Annotated in this window: 17 protein-coding genes; 6 read left to right on the top strand and 11 right to left on the bottom strand. The window is 62.4% G+C overall.

The window, feature by feature from the left end:
- Positions 1–80 precede the first annotated feature (80 nt).
- The 5 genes from AB5I78_RS03635 to pbpC all read right to left on the bottom strand — a co-directional run bounded on the left by AB5I78_RS03635 (position 81) and on the right by pbpC (position 4963).
- Positions 81–638: a DUF4136 domain-containing protein gene (locus AB5I78_RS03635; protein ID WP_369301516.1), complete on the bottom strand. Its 558-nt coding sequence runs from the start codon at positions 636–638 to the stop codon at positions 81–83.
- A gap of 44 nt (positions 639–682) precedes the next feature.
- Positions 683–1285 (bottom strand): DUF4136 domain-containing protein, encoded by a 603-nt coding sequence (locus AB5I78_RS03630; protein WP_106577710.1) that lies wholly within the window; start codon positions 1283–1285, stop codon positions 683–685.
- Between the two features lie 24 nt (positions 1286–1309).
- Positions 1310–2059, bottom strand: coding sequence for a methyltransferase (locus AB5I78_RS03625; RefSeq protein ID WP_145160319.1), 750 nt, complete (start codon positions 2057–2059; stop codon positions 1310–1312).
- Positions 2052–2360 carry a MazG-like family protein gene (locus AB5I78_RS03620; RefSeq protein WP_119737788.1) on the bottom strand — a complete coding sequence of 103 codons (309 nt, stop codon included), beginning with the start codon at positions 2358–2360 and terminating at the stop codon, positions 2052–2054. Before AB5I78_RS03620 ends, AB5I78_RS03625 begins: the two co-directional genes overlap by 8 nt.
- A gap of 290 nt (positions 2361–2650) precedes the next feature.
- Positions 2651–4963 (bottom strand): peptidoglycan glycosyltransferase PbpC, encoded by a 2313-nt coding sequence (pbpC, locus tag AB5I78_RS03615; RefSeq protein ID WP_369301555.1) that lies wholly within the window; start codon positions 4961–4963, stop codon positions 2651–2653.
- Positions 4964–5153: 190 nt separating this feature from the next.
- Between pbpC and AB5I78_RS03610 the strand changes: the two genes are divergently transcribed.
- Positions 5154–5444, top strand: a complete 291-nt coding sequence (locus AB5I78_RS03610) for a hypothetical protein (protein WP_145160315.1) — start codon at positions 5154–5156, stop codon at positions 5442–5444.
- 138 nt (positions 5445–5582) lie between these two features.
- On the opposite strand, the gene AB5I78_RS03605 is transcribed toward AB5I78_RS03610, so the two are convergent.
- The gene (locus tag AB5I78_RS03605; RefSeq protein WP_369301518.1) at positions 5583–10484 is read right to left on the bottom strand and encodes an alpha-2-macroglobulin; all 4902 of its coding nucleotides are present in this window, start codon (positions 10482–10484) and stop codon (positions 5583–5585) included.
- A 298-nt stretch (positions 10485–10782) separates the two neighbouring features.
- On the opposite strand from AB5I78_RS03605, the gene AB5I78_RS03600 reads away from it, so the two are divergent.
- Positions 10783–12120, top strand: a complete 1338-nt coding sequence (locus tag AB5I78_RS03600; protein ID WP_369301519.1) for an MATE family efflux transporter — start codon at positions 10783–10785, stop codon at positions 12118–12120.
- On the opposite strand, the gene AB5I78_RS03595 is transcribed toward AB5I78_RS03600, so the two are convergent.
- The 5 genes from AB5I78_RS03595 to AB5I78_RS03575 all read right to left on the bottom strand — a co-directional run bounded on the left by AB5I78_RS03595 (position 12065) and on the right by AB5I78_RS03575 (position 17399).
- Positions 12065–12958 (bottom strand): alpha/beta hydrolase, encoded by an 894-nt coding sequence (locus AB5I78_RS03595; RefSeq protein WP_369301521.1) that lies wholly within the window; start codon positions 12956–12958, stop codon positions 12065–12067. The two genes, AB5I78_RS03600 and AB5I78_RS03595, sit on opposite strands and share 56 nt — an antisense overlap.
- A gap of 153 nt (positions 12959–13111) precedes the next feature.
- Positions 13112–15025 carry an arginine decarboxylase gene (gene speA / locus AB5I78_RS03590; protein ID WP_145160307.1) on the bottom strand — a complete coding sequence of 638 codons (1914 nt, stop codon included), beginning with the start codon at positions 15023–15025 and terminating at the stop codon, positions 13112–13114.
- Positions 15026–15238: 213 nt separating this feature from the next.
- Complete coding sequence (locus tag AB5I78_RS03585; protein WP_005784408.1) at positions 15239–15610, bottom strand: translation initiation factor Sui1; 372 nt, start codon at positions 15608–15610, stop codon at positions 15239–15241.
- A 182-nt stretch (positions 15611–15792) separates the two neighbouring features.
- Entirely contained in the window at positions 15793–16329 is a 537-nt protein-coding gene (locus AB5I78_RS03580; protein WP_145160305.1) for an NUDIX hydrolase, read from the bottom strand.
- Between the two features lie 2 nt (positions 16330–16331).
- Positions 16332–17399 (bottom strand): DUF2333 family protein, encoded by a 1068-nt coding sequence (locus AB5I78_RS03575; protein WP_145160303.1) that lies wholly within the window; start codon positions 17397–17399, stop codon positions 16332–16334.
- A gap of 299 nt (positions 17400–17698) precedes the next feature.
- On the opposite strand from AB5I78_RS03575, the gene AB5I78_RS03570 reads away from it, so the two are divergent.
- From AB5I78_RS03570 to accB, 4 genes are all read left to right on the top strand, one after another.
- Complete coding sequence (locus AB5I78_RS03570) at positions 17699–19369, top strand: PleD family two-component system response regulator (RefSeq protein WP_145160301.1); 1671 nt, start codon at positions 17699–17701, stop codon at positions 19367–19369.
- Between the two features lie 1466 nt (positions 19370–20835).
- Positions 20836–21384, top strand: a complete 549-nt coding sequence (locus AB5I78_RS03565) for a methyl-accepting chemotaxis protein (protein ID WP_370004716.1) — start codon at positions 20836–20838, stop codon at positions 21382–21384.
- Between the two features lie 296 nt (positions 21385–21680).
- Positions 21681–22136, top strand: coding sequence for a type II 3-dehydroquinate dehydratase (aroQ, locus tag AB5I78_RS03560; RefSeq protein ID WP_016972516.1), 456 nt, complete (start codon positions 21681–21683; stop codon positions 22134–22136).
- A 24-nt stretch (positions 22137–22160) separates the two neighbouring features.
- Positions 22161–22622, top strand: coding sequence for an acetyl-CoA carboxylase biotin carboxyl carrier protein (gene accB / locus AB5I78_RS03555; protein WP_017738537.1), 462 nt, complete (start codon positions 22161–22163; stop codon positions 22620–22622).
- Positions 22623–22634 lie beyond the last annotated feature (12 nt).

The following is a 22634-nucleotide window of genomic DNA, read 5'->3' as shown; positions in this document are numbered from 1 at the left end:
TGGTGGGTCAGTCACAGCTTTATTGGCTGACACTCCGCTATCGGGGGCAAGCCCCCTCCCACAGGGAAATGGGGAAAGGTTTAGTGGGGTGGGTAGTTGGAGAGGATTTTGCTGACGGTGGTGCGGATGGCGTTGTTGCGATCCTGTGGATTTGGACTGCTGGCCATCATCTGCTCGTCACTGCCGCGCCACACCAGCTTGCCGTCCTTGCCGTCCAGCAAGTCGATCTGGATGGTCGCGACTTTGTAGGTGATGCTGCGCGTTTCGTTGTACATCGGCGCGCCCCAATAGCCATTCCATGGGCCACCCCAGGCGCCGCCGTAATTGGTGGTGACTTGCTGCTGGCGGTCTTCGACGATCAGGTAAGCCTGCACGTTCAGGTCGGCCTTGGTGCCGGCTGCGGCGGGACGCAGGCCGCGTTGGTCAAGTTGTTCGCCGACGGCCTGGCGGATGCGCTGCTCGGTGAGGTCGCTCTTGATCCGCGGATCATCCGGGCGATATTGCAGCGCCGGGTCTTTCCAGGCCCAGTTGCGGTAGGCGCCGAAGTCGCGGCTGGCGTCAAAGTCGTGGTTGACCTGGTTGGACTGGCAACCGCCCAGCACCACGACAACAGCAAGTGCAGCAATGCGACGAAACATGGTTTATCTCCAAAAGACGCTTCAGCCTGAAATGAGAATAGCTGCTAACTGGGTGGATAGGCGCTCATTGCCTTCTGCATCGCTTCACGCAAGGCATCGGCCCGTTGGCTCAGGCTGCCCTGGCTGGCGGTTTCGGCGCTGGTGCTCCACACCGGCTGGCGAGTGCGGGCATCGAACAGGCTGATGCGCGCCACGGCGACCGTCACTTCATAAGTGCGCACCACCGGTACGGTGTTGTACATGCCGTAGCCATTGCCATAGCGGTTATAGCCGCCGTAACCGTAGCCATAGTCGTCCTGGACCTGGCGCAGGCGTTTTTCCAGACGCACATCGGCGCTCACCAGCAGGTCGGGCGCACGGTTGTCATGCAAGGGGCGCAGGCCACGCTGGTCGAGGGCGCCGCTGACCGCCTCGGCAATCTGCGCCGAGTCGGCCCAGGCCGTGCCCGCCGGCAGTTGGCCGTTGAGCCAGCCCCAGCTGCGGTAGGCGCCATAGTCGCGCACTGGCGCCGGGTAGGCGCTGGCATCAAAGGTGTTAGCCGCCTGGGCCGGTGCCGGCGGCATCGGCGCCGAAGCGGCCACGTAGGGATTGGGGCTGGAGCAGGCGCTCAAGCCTACCGACAACAGGATCAAACAGAGACGACGCATTTCGACCTCCGCAGACTGGGCCGCTTAAACCGGACGGCACATCCAGTGCAAATAACGCCCAAGTCCGGCAAAGCTTGGGTGACGACGGTGAGCGAGTTCCATCTCCAACAAATCCTGTAAATCGGCGCGGGCCTGGAATTCCACCGGCATATAGTCGTGGAACACCCGCACGCCACTTTGGCTTTCGACCTGCCAGAGCCCCTCGAGTTGCGCCGCCAACTCACGTGGGTCGAGCGGCTGTTGCGGGGTGAGGCTCTGTTTCTCGCCGGCCATGTCGTTCTTGCGCATTTTGCGAAAGTGACCTTTGAGCAGGTTGCGGTAAATCAGCGCATCGCGGTTATAGAACGCCAGCGACAGCCAGCCGCCCGGCACGGTGAGCTGGTGCAGCACCGGCAGGATCGCATGGGGTTCGGCCAGCCATTCCAGCACGGCGTGGCACAGCACCAGGTCGTAAGGTTGGGTGAGTTGGCCGAGCAGTTCCTGCCAGGGCGCGTGGATAAAGGTTGCGCTCTGGCCGGCGTCGGCAAAGCGTTGGCGTGCGCCTTCGAGCATCGGCTCGGCGGGCTCGGCCAAGGTCACTTGGTGGCCGCGCTCGGCCAGCCACAGCGACATGTGCCCAAGGCCCGCGCCGATATCCAGCACACGCAATGGACGGTCCGGCAGCGCTTCGATCAGGTCGGCCTGGAGCACCGCCAGGCGAATCGCGCCTTTGGCACCGCCGTAGATTTTCTCGGCAAAGCGCGTGGCCAATTGGTCGAAATGACGATCACTCATGGGCAAACCGCCGTTCGCTGTCGGCCAGTTTAGCGCGCACCACCTCGTTCATGTCCAGGCCCAACTCGCTGCACAGCAACAGCAGGTACAGCACGATATCGCCGACTTCCTGCCCGGCGTGGGCGAGTGTGTCGGCGGGTAGCTGGCGCGATTGGTCTTCGCTCAGCCATTGGAAGATTTCCACCAGCTCGGCCATTTCCACACTGGCGGCCATGGCCAGGTTTTTCGGGCTGTGGAACTGCTTCCAGTCGTTGTTATCGCGGATGCGGTGCAGGCGTTCGGTGAGGTGTTCGAGGTTCATGCGGGGGCTCCTGAAGGTGTATAGCTTCGGGGGGATCAGGGATGAAGGCAAGTGAATCCCGGCGGTGTGCTTGAGGGCGCCATCGCAGGCAAGCCAGCGCCTGCATTTGATAGGTGTTCGCGGGCTTGTTGTGGCGAGCGGCTTGTTGTGGTGAGCGGGCTTGCCCCGCGTTGGGCTGCGCAGCAGCCCCAGAAATGTATCGCGTCGTCAGATTTTCAGGGCCGCTTCGCGCCCCAACGCGGGGCAAGCCCGCTCGCCACAATGGGTTGGGGTGGGTTGGGCGGGGATGGCTAATCGACGACGCTGAATTCGAGGCGGGCGGTTTGGCCGGCTTCGTCGAGGACGCTGAGCTGGTAGCGGCCCAGTTGTTCGAAGCTGGCGTTGATGCTGTCCTGGTTGGCGCTGTCGCCCAGTGGCGCGCCGTTGAGGAACCACCAGCGCCGGCCACTGCCGCCCAGGGCAGAGATTTTCAAGTGCAGGGCCTGCTGGCTGGCGGCAGGCAGGCGCAGTTGGTCGCCTTCGCGTACGCCGACGATGGACAGCGGCGACGAGGGGGCCAGCGCTGGCGGCGGGCAGTCGGGGTCGGCGGCCGGGATGCGCGCCTCGCGGCGCTCCATCCTAGGCAGCCAAGGCTCCAGCGGTGCCGGCCACAAGGCGATATTTTTTGACACTGCGCCAGGGCAATGCGCGTCCACCCGCAAGCCTTTGGCATTGACCCACACGCTTTCCATCAATCCCATGCTCAACGGCTGGTCCAACGCCTGCAAAGTCGGCGGCGTGGTGTTGTCCAGCGTCCAGGCAAAGCGCTGGCGGCGGCAATTGGGGTCGCGGCGGCTCATGGGCTGGCCCAGCGGCCAACAGATCGCGGCCACGCCAACATTGGCAGGCACCGGCTTGGCGGGCGCGCTGATCCCGCGCTGGCTGTCGCGGTTGGTCAGCACGTCATGCACCTGCAACATCAACGGCGCCGCCGAGGCCAGCCCAAACTGCCCAGGTACGGGCGTGCCGTCAGGTCGGCCGATCCACACGCCGATCAAGTAGCGCGGCCCCACACCCAACGCCCAGGCATCGCGAAAGCCATAGCTGGTGCCGGTTTTCCAGGCCAACACCGGGCGCTGCACCAGCTCGGCACGCGGGTCTCGGTCGGGCCGCGCCTGGCCGCTGAGGATGCGCCGCACAATCCAGGCGGCCCCTGGCGACAATAAAGGCCGTTCTTTAAGCGTATCGTCCGGCTGTAATCGGATAGCAGCACTCCTGCCGTCGCGGGCAAAGGCGCTGTAACCGCTGACCAAGTCTTCCAGACGGCTGCCCGCCCCGCCCAGAATCAGCGCCAGGTTCGGTTCGGCCAACGCCGGCAATGCCAGCGGCACGCCGCCGATGCGCATCTGCGCAGCAAACCGTTTCGGCCCATAGGCCTCCAGCAGCTGCACCGCTGGCAAATTCAATGAACTGGACAGCGCCGTACTCGCCGGCACTGCGCCGCTGAAACCCATGGAGAAGTTGCCTGGCCGGTAATCGCCATAGCGCCGGGGCACGTCCTGCAGCAGCGATTCGGAGTGGATCAACCCCTCGTCCAGTGCCATGCCATACAGAAAGGGTTTCAAGGTGGAGCCGGGCGAGCGCAGCGCGCTGATCATGTCCACATGGCCAAAGCGCTTGGCGTCATTGATATCCACCGAACCGAGGTAGGCGCGCACGGCCATGGTTTCTTCTTCCACCACCAGAATGGCGGCGGAGGTGTGTTCCGGCAGCCGCGCGCGCCAACCCAGCAGCAGGTCTTCGAGGCGGCGTTGCAGCGTGGCGTCCAGGGTGGTGCGGATCAGCGGCGGGCTGTCCGGACGGTTGAGGCGGCGGGCCAGCAACGGCGCGAGGCTGGGTTCGAGCCGAGGGGCGAGCAACAGCGGCTCTTCCAGGGCTTCATCAACGGCCGATTGCGGCCATACCTGGAATTCGGCAAGGCGGCGCAGCACTTTGTCGCGGGCCTGCTGGGCGCGTTGCGGGTGGCGATCCGGGCGCAGACGGCTCGGCGCCTGAGGCAATACGGCGAGCAACGCGGCTTCAGCATGGGTCAGCTGCGCCGGGGACTTGCCCAAATACGCCCAACTGGCCGCCGCCACGCCCTGCAACGTACCGCCAAAGGGCGCGCGGTTCAGGTACAGATTGAGGATCTCGTCCTTGGACAAATGCCATTCCAACTGCGCAGTGCGCCACAGCTGACGCAGCTTGCCGTGCAAAGTGCGCGAATGCGGGTCGAGCAACCGCGCCACCTGCATCGACAAGGTGCTGCCGCCCGACACCACCCGCGCGCCGGTCAGGTTCTGCCACGTCGCCCGCACCAGCGCCAGCGGGTTCACGCCGGGGTGCTCGTAAAACCAGCGATCTTCGTAGGTGAGCAGCGCGTCCAGGTAATACGGCGACACCTCACGGGTCTGCACCGGATACCGCCACACGCCATTGGCATCGGCAAAGCGCCACAACGGCGTGCCATCCTCGGCCAGCACCACCCGCGCCAAATCATCCTTGGGCAGCGGCAACGGCCAAATACGATCCGCCAGCCACAACAGGGCAATGACTGCCAACACACATCCAAATGCCCAGCCCAGTAAATGTGGGAGCGGGCTTGCTCGCGAAAGCGATTTGTCAGTCAACTCACTCACAACGGCCCCACCCCACCCACAACAAATCGCAAATTCAACCGCGCAAACCTCTATGCTTCACGGAACTAGCCGCGACCCTTCGCGACCAAAGGCCCAGTGCTGGCAATTTCGTCCACTTATTCATCGAGACACACCTATGCAAGCAGACTTTTTCGGATGGTTGGGTAACACGATTGGCCTGATCATCCACTACATCGTCGAATTCTTCAGTGGGCTGTTCAATATGCTCACCCATGCCGGTGGCGACTTCGTCAATGGCATGTCCCGCGCACTGGGCATGGACACCTCGATCATCAGCATCATCACCCTGATCATCGGCCTGCTCTTCCTGTATTCGGCCGTTCGCGCCTTCATGCGCGCCTCGATCATCCTGGGCGTCATCTGGCTAATGCTCGGCCTCTGGCTACTCAGCTGGGTCGTCCACTAACCCCACGGCCCCCCACTCCCCTGTGGGAGCTGGCTTGCCTGCGATAGCGATCTATCAGCCACCAAACGTGCCGGCTGACCCACCGCCATCGCAGGCAAGCCAGCCCCCACATTTGAACCCCATTCCTACCGCCAGGTATCAGCGCCCCTTGATCACCAAATCCGCCGGCGTCTCCCCCACCGCCTGCCAGTTCGGCCGATACATCGACTCCACCTGCGGCGGCGGCACACGATAAGTCCCCGGCGTCACCGCCCGCGCCAGGTACAACAAGTGCGTGGTGGCGCCATAACCCTCCAGGTTCATCGCCGCCACATAGCGGTCATCGCGGAACTCCTGGTGCTTAAGCGACGCGTTCTGCATCGACTCGCGCCACTCCTTCACCTGGCTGCTGGCGTTTTCCAGGCTGGCTGCACTTTGTGCCAGGTTCTGGTTTTCCAGCTCCAGCCCAGCCGGCAACAGGTCAACCACCAACGCGTCCGGCACCCGCTGCTTGGCGCTGACCGCCACATGCACCAGCACCAGGTCGCCACTGTTGACGTTATGCAGGTTCAACGGCTGGCCATTCATGCCCAGGTATTCGCGACGGATACTCAGGTTGTCGCCGCCCGGTGCCGGTGGCACTTGGGGGTAACCGGAGATCGTCAGTTGCTGGTAAACCGGCGCCTCGCCCTGATTGCTCAGGGTCAGGTCGCTGGACAGCTGCTTGCCATCCAGCGCCAGCGTCGACTGTTGGTTGTTCAACGTTTGCACACCGCCACTGCCGGTCAGCGACACCTGCCAGTTCGACTCAGGCTGTGAGAACCCGAGGCGCCCGGCCAGGAACAGTGCATTACGTTCCTGGGTCGAGAGATAAGGGCTGGCGGCCAACTGGTCCGAGAGCGTAAACAAACGCTCCTCGCGTTTGCCCTTGGCCAAGTCGTTTTCTTCAAGCAAAGCCAGGATCATCGCCTGGTCACGCAGCGGGCTGCCGTAGTCGGCCAGCCACTCGTTGGCATTGCGTTGCGCCGCCAGGCCGGCAAGCAAGGCTTGATCGGCACGTGGCTGGTCGCCCATTTTTTGCAGGGCAATGGACAACTGCACCAACGGCAACCCGGAGCGCGCCTCGCTGCGGCGCTCGAAGATACTGCGCAACGCGCCCAACGGCGCTTGCTGACTGCGTGCCAGCACCATGCCAGCGTAGGCCTGCACGGCAAAGCGGGTGTGGTCGGCGTTGTCGCTGTAATCCACTTCGATCAGGTTGCGTTCCTGCACATAACGCAGCAGGCGCTCGCTGGCTTTCTTCAGCGCTTCAGGCGGCACGGCAAAGCCCTGGTCGCGGGCGCGCAGCAGGAAGTCGGTGACGTAAGCAGTCAGCCAATATTCCTCTTCGCCATCGGCGCCCCACAAACCAAAGCTGCCGTTGTAGCGCTGCATGCCCAGCAGGCGCTCGATGCCGAGCTCGATCTTGCGTTTGCGTTCGCTGTCCGACTCGCCCTTGATGCCCAGGCGCTTGAGCAGGGCAGCGTCGGCATACAGCGACGGATACAGGCCGCTGGCGGTCTGCTCCAGGCAGCCATAAGGGTACGCCTTGAGCGCACTGATCTGCGCGCCGAGGTTCAGCGGCGGCCGGCTCGACAGGCTCAGCAGCGCTTCGCGCCCCGAGGCATCGAACTGATCCAGACTGCCGACCGGCAAGCTCCACGGCTGATCCTTGAGCACTGCGCGGTAATGCTTGAGCAGCGCCGGGTAGGCCGGGCGCACACCCAGGGTCCACTCGCGGCTGAACGGCGGCAGGTTTTCCCCCGGCAGGTCCAGGCCATTTACCGTGACCTTGACCTTGCCCTGCCCTAACCCGCCCCAGGCTTTGACCGGGATGCGCAAGGTGGTGCGCTGGCCTTGCTTGAGTTCAACAGACTGCGCGCCGCTGTTGACCAACTCCAGCTGGCCTTCGGTGCTCAATTGCACATCGAGTTTCTGCGCGCTGCCCGACAGGTTGGACAGGTCCAGCGCTAACGTGGTCTGGTCACCACCGGCGAGAAAGCGCGGCGCCGACAGTTCGGCAATCAGCGGCGCGGCAATCACCGTCTTGCCTTCGGCCATGCCATACCGATCATCGCTCCAGGCTTGGGCCATCAGGCGCAATTCGCCATTGAAGTCGGGGATATTGACGCTGACTTCGCCCTCGCCCTGTTCATTCAAGGTCACCGGCGCGCTCTGCAACGCCACAATGGTCACGCTGGTGTCCGGGCGTTTGCCGCCCTTGGCCAGCGCCGCATCACCACCGAACGCCAGGCTGGCCAAACGACCCTGACCGGCCTCGATCAACTGGCCGTAGATGTCGAACTGGTCCACGCCATAAGCCTTGCGACCAAACAGGCTGGAGTACGGGTCCGGCGTCGGGTATTCGGTGATATTGAGGATACCCACGTCCACGGCCGCCAGCAGCACATGCACCTGTTTGGGCACGCTGCCGTCGGCGTTCTTGGCGGCGATCTTCACCGTCAGCGGTTGTTTGGGGCGCATTTTTTCCGGCGCGGTAAGGGTCAGGCCGAGTTTGCGCTGGGTGCGATCCAATGGCAGGTGCAACAAACCCACGGCCCGTTTAGGCGTGATATTGGCTTTGCGCTCACCCGGTCGAATTACCAGCGCGCTGACGTACAGGTCATGGCGCGACCATTTCGGGTCAAGCTTCACGGCGAAGCTTTTGCCTTCGGCCGGCACATCGATTTCCTGCCACCACAGCGGCCCTTCACTGGATTCCACCAGCAGGTAGCCTTTACCGGCCGCCGGTGGCGTGACGGTGACATTGGCGGTATCGCCATCGCCATACGCCGGTTTATCCAGCGCCAATTTGACTTGGTCCGGGCGCACGGCGCCGCCTTCGGTGTTGTCCTGGGCCTGGTAGCCGGCCCAAAAACGCAGGCTGCTGACCAGCCCGGTTTGCGGGTCTTCGACCTCGACACGGTACGGGCCCCACTCGACCTGGAAGCTGACTTTGGCGGTGTCGCCCGCCTTGATGTTCAGGGTCTGCTCGTCGAGGTTGAGGAATTTCTCGTTGAAGTGGTAACTCCAGCCGTCGCTTTCCGAGTAGTTCCAGTAGTAGTCGCGGCGCTCACGCACCAGGCGCACCTTGAGGTTTTGCGCGGCGAGTTTCTGCCCGTCCTGGTTGGCCAGCAGCACTTCGAATTCTGCTGGGCCATCGCCGTTGGTTTCCTTGCCGTCGAACAAGCCACGCAGGCCCGGCAGTTGCTCGGCCGGCCAGATCGGCTGTACCAGGCGCCGAGTGATCGGGCGCCCACCCGACTCTTGCAGGCTGGCCTGCACGATCAATTGCAGGGGTGATTTGGCCTCGGCCCATTTGCTTTCCAGCGTCAGGTCTTCCTGACCCTTGGCGTCGAGCACGCTTTCGTCCAGCTCGAAATCCTGACTCAGTTCTTCTTCGGTGACCGAGCCGAACTGGTAGCCCGGCAGCGATTTGACCGCCTCGCGCAACGGGCGCACATACACTTGCCCGCTGACGCGGTTGCCCGATGCCGGTGCGCCGTAGAGGTAGCGACCATTGACGTGAATCACCGGGTTATCCGCCGGGCTCAAGGCTGTGTCACTGCCCTTGAGTTCCAGCGCCAGGCGCTCGGGCAAGAAGTCTTCGACAAGAAACTCATACAGCTGCGGCTTGCCGTCGCCGAGGTCGAACACCAGTTGCCAGCGCCCGGTCGGCGCTTCACCGGCCAATTGCAGCTGGTACTGATAGAGGCCCGACGCATCGGCATCCCACACGAACTTGCGGCTGACCTGCTCATCCGGCCGGCGCACCTCCACGCTCACCGGTTGCGGCTTGACGGCATTGCCATCCTTGTCGCGCAACAAGGCGTTGAGCAGCACGGTTTCACCGGGGCGATACAGGTCACGTGGGCCGAACACAAAAAACTGCAGCGGATGCGCTGGCTGGCCGCCGATATCGAACTCGGCCAGGTCCAGCGCGGCGCTGTCCAGGCGCAGCAGGCTGGTTTGTTCGCCAAGCTTGGCCAGCAACACCTGGGCTTTTTTCGGCAACGGCAACTCGGCATGGCCACCCTTTTCGGTCTTGCCCTGGCCCAGCACACGGCCTTCGGCATCCAGCACTTCGAGGTCCACGCCCTCCAGCGCCTTGCCACCTTCGAGCGCCTGGGTAAACACATCCAGGCGATTGGCATAGCGGTGCACCGACAGGCCGATATCACTCAAGGTGAACAGCGTGGCCGGTTGCGAATAATTGTAGGTGCCCGAGGCGCGCATCACCGCCAGGTACACGCCCGGCTGCTGCAATTGCTTGAGGCCGGCGATCGGCAGCAACAGGGTTTCGCGCGTATTGCGCGCCGGGTTCAGGTCGAAGCGGCCGCCGTAGACCAGGTCGGCCATCGGCAGCAGTTCGCGCGATTCATAACTCTGCAGGCTGGTGTTACGCCCCCACTGCGCGAGGAACGAGGGCAACGATTCGGGCTTGATACGGAAAAATTCGACGTCGACCTTGTCAACGTTCAGCGCAATCACCGGCAGGCCTTCGGCCAAGCGCGTCGGCAACAACGTGCCGCGGCTGGCAAAGCCGACCGTGGCTTGCAGATCACGGGTTTCCAGGCGCGCGCTGTACTCGGCAGCGAGCTTGTTGTCGTTGACCGCCTTCACGCCAGCGTCAACCGTCAGCACCAGTTTGCGCTGCGGCTCGAGGTGGCGCAGGCGCAGTTCCATCAGGTTGTCGGACAGCTCCCAGGCGCCATCGACCTTGCCAGACTTGCTGTCCACCAAGTGGACTTTGTCGGCGAATTTCTGCTCGGGGTCCAACGGGATGGAAAAGCTCACTGACAGCGTGCTGGCCCCGTCCAACTGGACTTCGGACACATCCACCACGCTCAACTCACGGCCGGCATAGCGCTGTTTCAGCGCTGCCACATCCACCGCCGCTTTCGCCGGTTTGGGTGCAACCGTCGCCGCCGCAGGAGCGGTCGGGGCAGCCGGTTTATCGGAGGAATCGCAGGCGCTCAGCAGGGCCAGCGCGCAGGCCAGGAACAGTCCTTTGTTAAGCATGGGGCACTCGTCGTGAGAGGGGTCCGAGGGGTGAACTATATATCAGCCTGCGAGGGGCCGATGAGGTGCTGGTCACATTGACCGACGGAGGGTGCTTTGGTTCTTGATCCTCGCTTATCCCAGCCAAATCCCACAGCTACTGGAGATCAAAATGTGGGAGCTGGCTTGCCTGCGATAGCGGTGTGTCAGCCAGCACTATTTTGACTGACAGTCCGCCATCGCTGGCAAGCCAGCTCCCACATTGTTCTATGGTGCGGCTGGGGGCCAGTTACAATGCCGTCCCCCCAAAGGAGCCTCCATGACTTCCCTGCTCACCGACTGGCGCCACCGCCCCACCCACCGTCGCGTCTGGGCTCTGGCCGCGCCGATGATCCTGTCGAATATTTCGGTGCCGCTGGTGGCCCTGGTCGACAGCATGGTCATCGGCCACCTGCCCCACGCCCACCAGTTAGGCGCCGTGGCCGTCGGTGCCAGCCTGTACACCTTCCTCGCCTGGGCCATGGGTTTTCTGCGCATGGGCTCCACCGGGTTCGCCGCCCAAGCCGCCGGGCGCAATGACGGCGCGGCGCTGCGGCAAATCCTGCTGCAAGGCCTGCTGCTGGCATTGGGGTTGGCGATGTTGCTGGGCACCGTCGGCATTCCGCTGAGCCACTTGGCGTTGGAGTGGATGCAACCCTCTCCCGAACTCAATCAACTGACCCGCGAGTTTTTCCACACGCGCCTGTTCGGCCTGCCCGCCGCCCTGGCCAGCTACGCCTTGGTCGGCTGGTTCCTGGGCACGCAAAACGCCCGCGCGCCGCTGGCGATTCTGTTGACCACCAACCTGGTCAACATCGCCTTGAACCTGTGGTTCGTCCTTGGCCTGGAGTGGGGCGTGGTCGGCTCCGCACGTGCCTCGGTCATCGCCGAATGGACCGGCGCCCTGCTCGGCCTGGCCCTGACGCAAAACGCCTTGCGCGCCTATCCCGGGCATATCGCCTGGGCCGCGCTCAAGGTCTGGCAAAGCTGGCGCCCGTTGCTGGCGGTGAACCGCGACATTTTCATCCGCAGCCTCGCCCTGCAATCGGTGTTTTTCATGATCACGGTGCAAGGCGCACGATTGGGCGACGCCACCGTGGCAGCCAACGCGCTGCTGCTCAATGGCCTGCTGCTGACGGCGCATGCCCTGGACGGCCTGGCCCATGCGGTCGAAGCCCTGTGCGGGCATGCCATCGGCGCCCATGATCGGCAGGCGCTGCGCCGTTCGCTGGTGGTTGCCTGCGGCTGGTCACTGATCGCCAGTGTCGGGTTCGCGCTGCTGTTCACCTTTGCCGGCCATCTGTTTATCGCCATGCAAACCGACATCCCCAGCGTGCGCGAAACCGCCGACATCTACTTGCCGTATCTGGCGGTGCTGCCGTTGATTGCGGTGTGGAGCTACTTGCTCGACGGCCTGTTTATCGGCGCCACCCGCGCGCGGGAAATGCGCAACGGCATGCTGCTCACCGTGGCGATGCTGCTGCCCTTCGCCTGGGCACTGCAGCCGTACGGCAACCACGGCCTGTGGCTTACTTTCCTGCTGTTCATGGCCCTGCGCAGCCTTACTTTGTGGGCGATTGCCTGGCGCTTGAATCGGCAGAATCAGTGGCTTGGATAAAGGCCGTGACGCGGTCCAGTACCGGCGCCAGCCAGCGTAAGGGCCGAGCGATAGACGCCACCAGTGTCGCGTGGCTGGTCTTGGTGAAGTAAAACGCTTCAACCGGTACGTCCGCTGCGCGCAGTTTTTTCGCCAACCCACCGGTATTGCGCGTGGGGTTGACCAGCGTGTCGCTCACCGACGCGATCAACAGACTCGGCGGCGCAGCGTGGCTGACATGGTTGATCGGCTGGGAATCCGGCGGCGAGTCAGGAAAGAAAAACACCGGCTTCACGTCAGGGTTTTCAATCGGCAGGAAGTCGTACGGCCCGGCCAGGCCGATCCAGCCCTTCAGCATTGTGGGCGACAGGTTCACTTCTTTAAGCCAGCGCGGATCCAGCGCCAGCATCGACGCGTTGTAGGCGCCGGAGCTGTGCCCCATCAGGTACAGCTGCCTTGGGTCGGCGCCGTAGTCGGCAATGTGTTGATAGGTCCAGGCGACGGCCTGGGCGTTGTCCTGCAAAAACGAGGGGTAGCGCACTTGCGGGTAGAGCCGGTAGTCGGCGATCACCACCACGATGCCGCGCGAAGCCAGGGCTTCGCCCACAAAACCGTAGTCATCCTTGGCGCCGCTTTTCCAGCTGCCGCCATAGAAAAACACCACGACCGGGGTATTGGGCAATGCCTTGATCGGACGGTAGACATCGAGTGTTTGGCGCGGGTCATCGCCGTAGGCAATGGAGGAGGTTTTGGTGAAGGTGCTGGAGGGCGTGAGTGCGTTGAGCACTTTGATCGGCGAGCAGGCCGCCAGGAATGCGGCGAATGCCAGGGTGAAGGCTTGCAGCCATTTGCTCGACATCGTTCAGACCCCACACGGAAGGCACTGCCAAATGAAGATCCAAATGTGGGAGCAGCTTGCTCGCGAAAGCGGTGGGTCAGTTAACACATGTGTGACTGATGTACCGCCTTCGCGAGCAAGCCCGCTCCCACATTAGATTGCTATCAGCTTAGATCACGACGACAGGTACGAAGAACGCGTCAAACCAAGACGCAACGCGTCGAGGAATTGCGTACGCTCCGACGCACTGATCTTCGCGCTCGCGCACTTGTCACGGTAGTGCGTCATCAACTCCTCGGGCGACAAGTGCACATAGCGCAGCATGTCTTCGATGGTGTCGTGGGTCTCGATCCCGGCGCTGTACACCGAACCGTCCTCACGCTGGTAGATGTTCACCGAGTCGGTGTCGCCGAACAGGTTGTGCATGTCGCCCAGGATTTCCTGGTAAGCGCCCACCAGGAAAATGCCCAGCAAGTAGTCTTCACCTTCGTTCAAGGCGTGCACCGGCAGGCTGGTTTCGATGCTCTGCTCGTCGACGTATTGCTTGATCTTGCCGTCGGAGTCGCAGGTCAGGTCTTGCAGCACGGCGCGGCGCAGCGGCTCTTCGTCGAGACGGTGCAGCGGCAGAATCGGCAGGACCTGGCCGATCGCCCAGGTGTCCGGCAGGCTCTGGAACACCGAGAAGTTGCAGATGTACTTGTCGGCGAGCTTGTCGTTGAGTTCGTCGAGCACCTGGCGGTGCGAGCGCTGGCGGGCTTTCAAAGAGTTGTGCAGGCGACGGCACACGGCGAAGTAGCACTGCTCGGCCAGGGCTTTTTCGGCCAGGGTCAGTTTGCCGTCGGCGTACTGGGTGGCCACGTCGCTCATGTAGTGCGTAGCGCGCCAGTAAGTTTCGGTGACCATCTCAATGTCGGTCGGGCCCAGCAGGTCCACCAGCCACTGCACGGTTTCCGGCAGGTTTTCCTTGTTCTCGATCAGCGGGATTTCGTCGTTGTGTTTCTCAACGTCAGTGACCTGCACCACCAGCATGGCGTGGTGCGCAGTCAGGGAACGGCCGCTTTCGGAGAAGATATGCGGGTGCGGCAGGCTCTGCGCGTCGCAGAATTCCTTGAGCATGCCCACGACCACGCCGGCGTAGTCGTCCATGTCGTAGTTGATCGAGCTGGCGTTACGCGAGTGCGTACCGTCGTAGTCCACGCCCAGGCCGCCGCCGACGTCGATGTGGTCCACCGGCAAACCGAGGTTGCGCAGTTCGCCGTAGTAACGAATGGCTTCCTTGAACCCGTGCTGGTAGTCGGCCAGGTTGGCGATCTGCGAACCCATGTGAAAGTGCAGCAGGCGGATGCCCTGATCCAGGCCGGCAGCGCGGAAGCGCTCGACCACCGACAGCAATTGCGCGGCCGACAAACCGAACTTGGACTTTTCGCCACCGGTGTCTGCCCATTTGCTCGACGCCAGGGACGACAACCGCACGCGCAGGCCAACCTGAGGCTTGACCTTGAGGTTGGCCGCCTCTTCGATCACCAGCGCCACTTCGGATTCTTTCTCGATCACGATGAACACGTTGTGGCCCAGCTTCTGGCCCATCAGCGCGAGGCGGATGAACTCACGGTCTTTGTAACCGTTGCAGACGATGGTGCCGCCTTTCGGTGCCAGGGCCAGCACGGCCAGCAGCTCAGGCTTGGAGCCGGCTTCCAGGCCGATGGAAACGTTCTGGGTGGCGATGATGTTCTCGATCACCGCTTCCTGCTGGTTCACCTTGATCGGGTACAGCGCGGTGTACTTGCTCTGGTATTCCAGGCGCTCGATGTTCGCGTCGAACGCTCCGGTCAGCTGGCGCACGCGGTCTTGCAGGATGTCGGGGAAGCGCACCAGCAGCGGCAAGGACAGGCCGCTTTTGCGCAGCTCGTCAACTTGTTCGTACAGATCGACAGGCGTGCTGTTCGGGCCGTTCGGACGGACTTCAACGCGACCGGCTTCATTGATCGCGAAATACCCGGCCCCCCAATGGCGAATCCCGTAAACACTGCGGCTGTCCGCAACTGTCCATTGGCTGCCATCGTCTTTGCGTGTGCGTCGTACGGACATCGAAGTCCCCTATATAAAGTCGAAGATCACCACACCCTTCTTGTAAGGCTGGCGAAGTCTAAAGAATGAAAATGACGATTTGCCTGTAAGGAAGGTAGACCCCACTCGCAGGACAGAGTTTAGACACCGGTCAGGAACAGGCTCTGTGAAAACCATGGAGACGACAGTTCGCGTTCAGCAAACCGGCGATCGGGGTGGGTTTCACAGAGGCTGCTAGCCGCCGGACTTCTTCGCCTTGTAACCCAGCTTGATCAGCTCGGCCAACAGCAACTCGACGTGATCGCCCTGGATCTCGATAACGCCGTCTTTCAACGCGCCACCGGTTCCACAGCGCTTTTTCAGCGTGGTAGCCAGTTCCTTCAGGGCATCTTCGGCCAGCGGCACGCCGGTGATGGTGGTCACCGTCTTGCCGCCACGGCCTTTGCTCTCGCGTCGCACGCGCGCAATACCGTCGCCTTCAGGGATCAGGGTCTGTTTGCAGGTGCACGAATCCACGGGCTGACGACAGTCCGGGCAGTGTCGACCTGCGTCGGTGGAAAATACCAGGCCACCAAGGGCGGCGAAGGATGCGGCTTTTTTGGCCACCGGCAATCCTCTTGGGAGGACAAAGACTGATCGGCGCTCCCCAGGAGCATTACCGACCGCGAAGCCCCACTCAGGCAGGGGCAGCGCTACCGAACCGCAAAGGTGGTTCGGGTGAAAAGTCGCGCAGTGTAACGGCAAAAAGCCGACTTGCTAAGAGCCAAATAGCGCCAATTTATGCAACTTTAGCGACGCAAGGCCAGATAGCGCCGCAAGCCCTCTTGAGCGTCCGGGCAGTAAGGCTTTTGTTCGGCTTCCTGCAGGACAATTTCAATGGGCAAAAACCGTGCTTCCATCACCTCTTCCGGCTGCAGGCGCAACGGGCCATCCCAGACAGCGGAGTAGGATTTGCACCACAGCCGGCTGTCGCCATCTTCAAAGTAGAAATGGTCATGCTCGACCAGCTCCACGCCCGCAACGCCAAGCTCTTCTTCCAGCTCTCGGGCCGCCGAATCGGCGTAGCTCTCGCCGGCCGCCACCATGCCGCCCGCCGCGGTGTCCCAGAAACCCGGGTACATGGCTTTGCTCAGGGTGCGCCGATGCACACACAACTCACCGGCAGCATTGAACAGGAAGATAAAGGTGCAACGGCCGATCAGGCCACGTTGGCGCAGGTCGGATCGCACCAGGGTACCGAGCAGGTTGTCCTGCTCGTCGACCCAGTCGATCAGTTCAGCGTCGGAGGCCGCGCGATGCGCGGCCTCCTTTTGAGAAGCGTCCATCATCACCCCTGGTTGAGGAGCTGACGCAAATCTATAACTGCAGCGTTTGCCCGGGAAATATAGTTGGCCATGACCAGCGAGTGGTTGGCGAGGACGCCAAAGCCACTGCCGTTCAGAATCATAGGGCTCCACACCGGCTCCTGCGAGGCCTCCAGCTCACGAATGATCTGGCGCACGCTGACGGTGGCGTTTTTCTTGGCCAATACGTCGGCAAAGTCGACTTCAATGGCGCGTAGCAGGTGGGACAAGGCCCAGGCCTGGCCGCGGGCCTCGTAGAACACGTTGTCGATCTGCATCCATGGGGTTTCCACCACTTCTTCGTCGACCTGCGGCACTTCACCCGGCGCAAGGGCTTCGGTTTTCAGAGCGGTGTTCAGTTTCACCCGGCCAACACTGGCCGACAGGCGTTGCGACAGCGAACCCAAGCGGGTCGCGACGTCACCCAGCCAGTTGTTCAGGTTGTCGGCACGCGCATAGAACAGCGCGCCGCGCTGGTTCGGGTCCGACAGGCGCGCTTCATAGCGGCTCAGGGAGTTGATGCCTTCCTGGTACTCCGACTCGCTGGAGGGCAGCACCCAGCTCTTGTTATCGAAGTTGAAACGCGGCTCGGCCTTGGCCAAGTCAGCGTCTTCGGCCGACTGCGACTGGGAGCGGGCGAAGTCTTTACGCAGGGCACGGGTCAGGTCACGCACTTGCACCAGCACGCCATATTCCCAGCTCGGCATGTTGTCCATCCACAGGCCCGGCGGGAAACGGTCGTTGGAAATGTAGCCACCGGGCTTGTTCAGCAAGGTGCCGACCACGGTCTTGAGGGTTTCGACGGTGGTGTAGCCCACCACCATCTGCTTGCCTTCCTTCTCGGCGGCAAGCTGGGCATTTTGCTGGACCGGGAACAGCGCCGGCTCTTCGCTCCAGTACCAACCCAGGGCGCCGGTCACCAACAGGTACAAACCCAGCACGCTGAGCAAGGCTTTGCTCATCAGCAGGTTGCGAAAGTAACTACGGTTGGCCGACTTGGGCTCAGGGGCGGGGCCTTTGGCACTGCCTGCGCGGTTTTTCCAGTCCAGCATGGCGATATCCTTTCAATCACTTGAGTTCATGCACGTCATTTGTCCGGGTGCGTTCAAACACTCCGACCACAACCCTACCCCATCGTGCCCATCGGCGCGGGGCTTTTAACCGAAAGTGGCGCGCAGGGGATGTTCGACTATAAATGAAGCACGCTTTTTACGCAGCGCGACCATCAGGTCAAAAACTGAATGGCCCAGACCGCTACTTAATTGACGCAAGACACTCATGTGAGAGAAAAGAGGTGCTAGCATAGAGCCATCAGTCGACCTCAGCATGCACCCTAACTAGTAGTCAGGATATGACCGAGCCAGAAGACCCCAGCCGTGAGCGTCTCAAGCACCATTTTGCCCAGCGGGTAATTCATCAGGCACGTCAAATTCTTGAGATCTGGCAACGCCTGCAACGCAGCGAATGGTCGAACACCGATTTATCCGAACTCAGCGAAGCCAACCTGCGCCTGCTGCGCTTTGCCGAGCGTTTCGAGCAGCCGGAACATGGCCAGCTGGCGCGGCACATTGGCGAGTCCCTCAAGGCGGTGGATGAAAATCGCGGCCGCCTGAGCAGCCAGGTGATCACCGAACTCAACCGCCTGATGCAGCGCCTGTCCCGCACCGGCCTGCGCCAGGGCGACCAACTGGAACAAACCTTCCTGCCCCCCATGCGCAAGCCGATCTACGTGATGCTGGCCGATCACGACCGCGCCGAGCGCCTGGCCAAGCAGCTTGAATTCTTTGGCATGAGCGCCCAGTCGCTGGACAGCGTGGCAGCCTTTCGCGCGTCGCTGGCCGAGCGCCTGCCGTCGGCCATCGTGATGGATGTGGATTTCTGCGGCGCAGGCCTGGGCCTCAAGCTCGCCGCCGAAGCCCAGGAAGGCCTGGAGCAAAAGCTGCCGCTGCTGTTTTTCAGCCTGCACGAAACCGACACCCCGACGCGCCTGGCCGCCGTGCGCGCCGGCGGCCAGGAATTTCTCACTGGCACGCTTGAGGCCTCAAGCCTTTTGGAAAAGATCGAGGTGCTGACCTGCGTTGCGCAGTACGAGCCCTATAAGGTGCTGATCATCGACGACTCACGCGCTCAGGCGCTGCACACCGAGCGCCTGCTCAACAGCGCCGGCATCGTCACGCGCACCTTGATCGAGCCGATCCAGGCGATGGCCGAACTGGCAGACTTCCAGCCGGATTTGATCATCCTCGACATGTACATGCCCGCCTGTACCGGTACCGAACTGGCCAAGGTGATCCGCCACAATGACCGTTACGTCAGCGTGCCGATCATCTACCTGTCGGCCGAAGACGACCTGGACAAGCAACTGGACGCCATGAGCGAAGGCGGCGACGACTTCCTCACCAAGCCGATCAAGCCGCGCCACCTGATCACCACCGTGCGCAACCGCGCCGCCCGCGCGCGCAACCTCAAGGCGCGGATGGTGCGCGACAGCCTGACCGGGCTGTACAACCACACCCATATTCTGCAACTGCTGGAAGACTGCAGCTTCCGCGCGCGCCGCGAGAACAAGCCGCTGAGCTTTGCCATGCTCGACATTGACCACTTCAAGCGGGTCAACGACAGCCACGGCCACCCGATGGGCGACCGCGTGATCAAGAGCCTGGCGCTGTTTCTCAAGCAGCGCTTGCGCAAGACCGACTACATCGGCCGCTACGGCGGTGAAGAATTTGCCATCGTGATGCCCGACACCGACCTGGAATCGGCCCGCAAAGTGCTGGATGAAATCCGTGGGCGGTTTGCCGAAATTCACTACCCGGCCCAGCCGCAGGATTTGTGGTGCACCTTCAGCGCCGGGCTGGTGGAGCTGTGCGACGGTTCCGACAGCTTGATGATGGCCGCTCAGGCAGACGAGGCGCTGTACCGCGCCAAGGACACCGGACGCAACCGCGTACACGCTGCGCGCACATCAAAGCAAAGTGCCATCTTTTCACCGGAATCCACCGATTCCGTCATAACTCTGTAATAGAAACGCAATAACTTCAGGCACTTATCTTTTGCTGTCGGTTGAAACTACGCATGCGCCTGAAGCTGCTGACCAATTTGAATACCCTTCTGCTGGTGGCCGTGTGCCTGGCCCTTGGCGCGACGCTATGGTGGTCGCAACGGGCACTGGAACAGCCTTATTTGCTGATGGAGCGCTACCTTGGCCTGTCGCAGACATTTCAGAATCAGGCCGCGCGCAATATCGACGACTACCTGGCCAGCGGCGACGCGTTGCGTTTGAGCAGTGCCGGCCAGAGCCTGGAAAACCTCCTGCAGCACCTCGACGAACTGCCAGCGGACCTCGCGCAGAACCTGCGCCCCAGCCTGGTCGAGCTGGACACCTTCAGCAAAACCGACCTGCTGGCTGCCGGCAAACTGGCCGGCGACCCGCAAGCCCTGCTGCTGCAAGCCGAACGTGAGCTGGGCGCGAACCTGGAGCAATTGAGCCAGTACGCCACGGGCGTCACTTCACCCGACGCTGCACGCTACTTGCCGCCGCTGCTGGCCGCGTCCCAGCACCTGGGCAAACTGTCTCTGGCCCGCGACAAGCTGGTGAGCAGCGGGCGCGCAGAGCTGGCCGATGAGGTGGAGCGCGAAGTTGCCAGCATCCGCACGCAGGCCGACCTGTTGGCGCAGTTACCGCTGCTGGGCGTAAAGGCCAGCGCCGCTTCCAGCGCGGATGATTTCTCCGCCATGCTGGGCCTGGAAAACAGCGAAAAAGCCGAAGCGCAAGACACCGGCGTGGACCTCAAACGTGAACTCAACAGCCTGCTGACCCGCTACCCTGCCGAGCTCAAACGCACTCGCGATCAGATCCATCTGCGCACTGCACTGGCCGACAGCACGCATCTGAAAATTGCTGCCGTGCAGCAAGCCATCGCCGGCCTGGAACCTGTTGTTCGCGCGCAACACGCCAGAATCCAGGGCGAAGTGCGCCTGATGCAAGGTGTGATGATCGGGCTGATTTTGCTCATCGCACTGCTGATCGACACGCTGCAACGACGGCTGGCAAGGGTACTGACCAACCTCGCACCGGCCTTGTCCACTTGGGCCGAAGGCGACTTCAGCCAGTCGATCGCCTTGGGCAAGACCAACCGCGAACTGCACGACATCGAGGCCTCGCTTAACCGCTTGCGCGCTTACCTGGTGGACTTGGTGGGCACCATTCGCGGCAATGCCGAAGAAGTCGCCGGCAGCAGCCGCGCCCTCGCCGAACTGAGCAGCGGGCTGCACGACGGCGCCGAGCGCCAGGCCGGCGATACGGCGCAGATCCGTGATTCGCTGGGTGAACTGGAGGCGACCATCCAGCAAGTCGCCGGCGATGCCAGCCAGGCGGCCGGCGCCAGCCGCAGTGCAGGCCAGGCCGTGGAACAGGGCCAGCGGGTGATCGGCCTGAGCCTGACCGGGCTGCATGCCCTGGTGGGCGAGGTGCAGCAAAACGCGCAGATGATCGAAAAACTCGCCGAAGAGTCTGCCACCATCGGCGGCGTGCTGACGGTGATTCGCGCGATTGCCGACCAGACCAACTTGCTCGCGCTCAATGCCGCCATCGAGGCTGCACGGGCCGGTGAGGCTGGACGCGGGTTTGCCGTGGTTGCCGATGAGGTGCGCTCGCTGGCGCAACGCACCGCCGGCGCCACGGCCGAAATCCAGAGCCTGATCGCCGGCCTGCAAACCGCCGCCCACCAATCGGTGCAAGGCATGCGCACTCAGGTCGAGCACGCCGAGGCCACCGCCCAGCAAGCCCAGGCAGCGGATGGCGCGCTGGATGAAATCGTCGGGGCAATCCAGACCATTTCCGACACGTCGGTGCGCATCGCCGATGTGACCGCGCAGCAGAGTGGCGCCGTCAGTGAGATTCGCGACAACAGCGAGCGGATTCACCAGTTGGGTGAGGATAATTTGCTGCGCATCGGCCAGGGCCGCCGCCAGGGCGAACACCTGCTGGTGCTGGGTGGGCAGCTCAATACGGCGGTTCAGGCGTTCCGGGTTTGAGCCCATCTCCTGCCATATGGAGAGCAAAAAGTGGGAGGGGGCTGCCCCCGATGACAGTGTGTCACTCACTGCATGTGTTGCCTGATGCAGCGCATCGGGGGCAAGCCCCCTCCCACATTTGACATCCACAGTATTCAAGACAGTGTTGCCAATGACTGGATACTGCACCCCAGTCACAAATTTTGCGCAATCATCGCTAATCGTGCTGCCTACTGCATAGAACTGGACAGTCACAAAGGCTTTGCGGCATAGTCGCCGGGTTCTGACGTACCCACATCAATAACAAGGAACAGCCGATGGCGACCTTACTGGTTCTTCACGGACCCAACCTGAACCTGCTCGGCACCCGCGAACCGGGCGTCTACGGGGCAGTCACCCTCGATCAGATCAACCTCGATCTTGAACGACGGGCGCGTGAGGCCGGCCACCATTTGCTCTACCTGCAAAGCAATGCCGAGTACGAATTGATTGATCGCATCCATGCCGCGCGCGGCGAAGGCGTGGACTTTATCCTGATCAATCCCGCCGCTTTTACGCACACGAGTGTTGCATTACGTGACGCGCTGCTGGCGGTGAGCATCCCATTCATCGAAGTGCATTTGTCCAACGTGCACAAACGCGAAGCTTTCCGCCATCACTCCTACTTCTCCGACGTAGCGGTAGGCGTGATCTGCGGCCTTGGCGCCAGCGGTTACCGACTGGCCCTGGAGGCCGCCCTGGAACACATTGAACAACCGGCCAAGCGCCCCTGACCGACCCTTGGGAGTTGATGATTCATGGATATCCGTAAAGTTAAGAAACTGATCGAACTGCTGGAAGAATCCGGTATCGACGAGCTGGAAATCAAGGAAGGCGAAGAGTCCGTACGGATCAGCCGTCACAGCAAGACCCCGGCTCAACAGTTCTACGCACCTCAGATGCAAGCACCGGCTCCGGCCGCTGCTGCGCCAGCCGCCGCACCTGCTGCCGCTGCTCCAGCCGCACCTGCCGCGCCTGTACTGAACGGCTTCGTGGTCAAGTCGCCAATGGTCGGTACGTTCTACCGCACCCCGGCACCGACCTCGCCAGCCTTCGTTGAAGTCGGCGCAACCGTGAAAGTGGGCGACACCATCTGCATCGTTGAAGCGATGAAGATGATGAACCACATCACCGCTGAAAAAGCCGGCGTCATCGAATCCATCCTGGTAGAAAACGGTCAGCCGGTTGAGTACGACCAGCCGCTGTTCACCATCGTTTGAACCGCGGAGCGC

Origin of the sequence: Pseudomonas sp. N2-3-1-14, from assembly GCF_041228395.1 — a bacterium.
Classification (GTDB): domain Bacteria; phylum Pseudomonadota; class Gammaproteobacteria; order Pseudomonadales; family Pseudomonadaceae; genus Aquipseudomonas.
Note: the sequence above shows the minus strand (reverse complement) of the source record. Positions and strands in the feature narration are given on the sequence as shown.

Bases quoted from the DNA above. Each gene is read 5' to 3' on its own strand.
- AB5I78_RS03630 (WP_106577710.1), bottom strand. From the start codon at position 1,285: ATGCGTCGTCTCTGTTTGATCCTGTTGTCGGTAGGCTTGAGCGCCTGC.
- AB5I78_RS03570 (WP_145160301.1), top strand. From the start codon at position 17,699: ATGACCGAGCCAGAAGACCCCAGCCGTGAGCGTCTCAAGCACCATTTT.
- AB5I78_RS03620 (WP_119737788.1), bottom strand. From the start codon at position 2,360: ATGAACCTCGAACACCTCACCGAACGCCTGCACCGCATCCGCGATAAC.
- AB5I78_RS03625 (WP_145160319.1), bottom strand. From the start codon at position 2,059: ATGAGTGATCGTCATTTCGACCAATTGGCCACGCGCTTTGCCGAGAAA.
- AB5I78_RS03610 (WP_145160315.1), top strand. From the start codon at position 5,154: ATGCAAGCAGACTTTTTCGGATGGTTGGGTAACACGATTGGCCTGATC.
- AB5I78_RS03605 (WP_369301518.1), bottom strand. From the start codon at position 10,484: ATGCTTAACAAAGGACTGTTCCTGGCCTGCGCGCTGGCCCTGCTGAGC.
- speA (WP_145160307.1), bottom strand. From the start codon at position 15,025: ATGTCCGTACGACGCACACGCAAAGACGATGGCAGCCAATGGACAGTT.
- aroQ (WP_016972516.1), top strand. From the start codon at position 21,681: ATGGCGACCTTACTGGTTCTTCACGGACCCAACCTGAACCTGCTCGGC.
- accB (WP_017738537.1), top strand. From the start codon at position 22,161: ATGGATATCCGTAAAGTTAAGAAACTGATCGAACTGCTGGAAGAATCC.
- AB5I78_RS03580 (WP_145160305.1), bottom strand. From the start codon at position 16,329: ATGGACGCTTCTCAAAAGGAGGCCGCGCATCGCGCGGCCTCCGACGCT.
- AB5I78_RS03595 (WP_369301521.1), bottom strand. From the start codon at position 12,958: ATGTCGAGCAAATGGCTGCAAGCCTTCACCCTGGCATTCGCCGCATTC.
- AB5I78_RS03575 (WP_145160303.1), bottom strand. From the start codon at position 17,399: ATGCTGGACTGGAAAAACCGCGCAGGCAGTGCCAAAGGCCCCGCCCCT.
- AB5I78_RS03635 (WP_369301516.1), bottom strand. From the start codon at position 638: ATGTTTCGTCGCATTGCTGCACTTGCTGTTGTCGTGGTGCTGGGCGGT.
- AB5I78_RS03565 (WP_370004716.1), top strand. From the start codon at position 20,836: ATGATCGAAAAACTCGCCGAAGAGTCTGCCACCATCGGCGGCGTGCTG.
- AB5I78_RS03600 (WP_369301519.1), top strand. From the start codon at position 10,783: ATGACTTCCCTGCTCACCGACTGGCGCCACCGCCCCACCCACCGTCGC.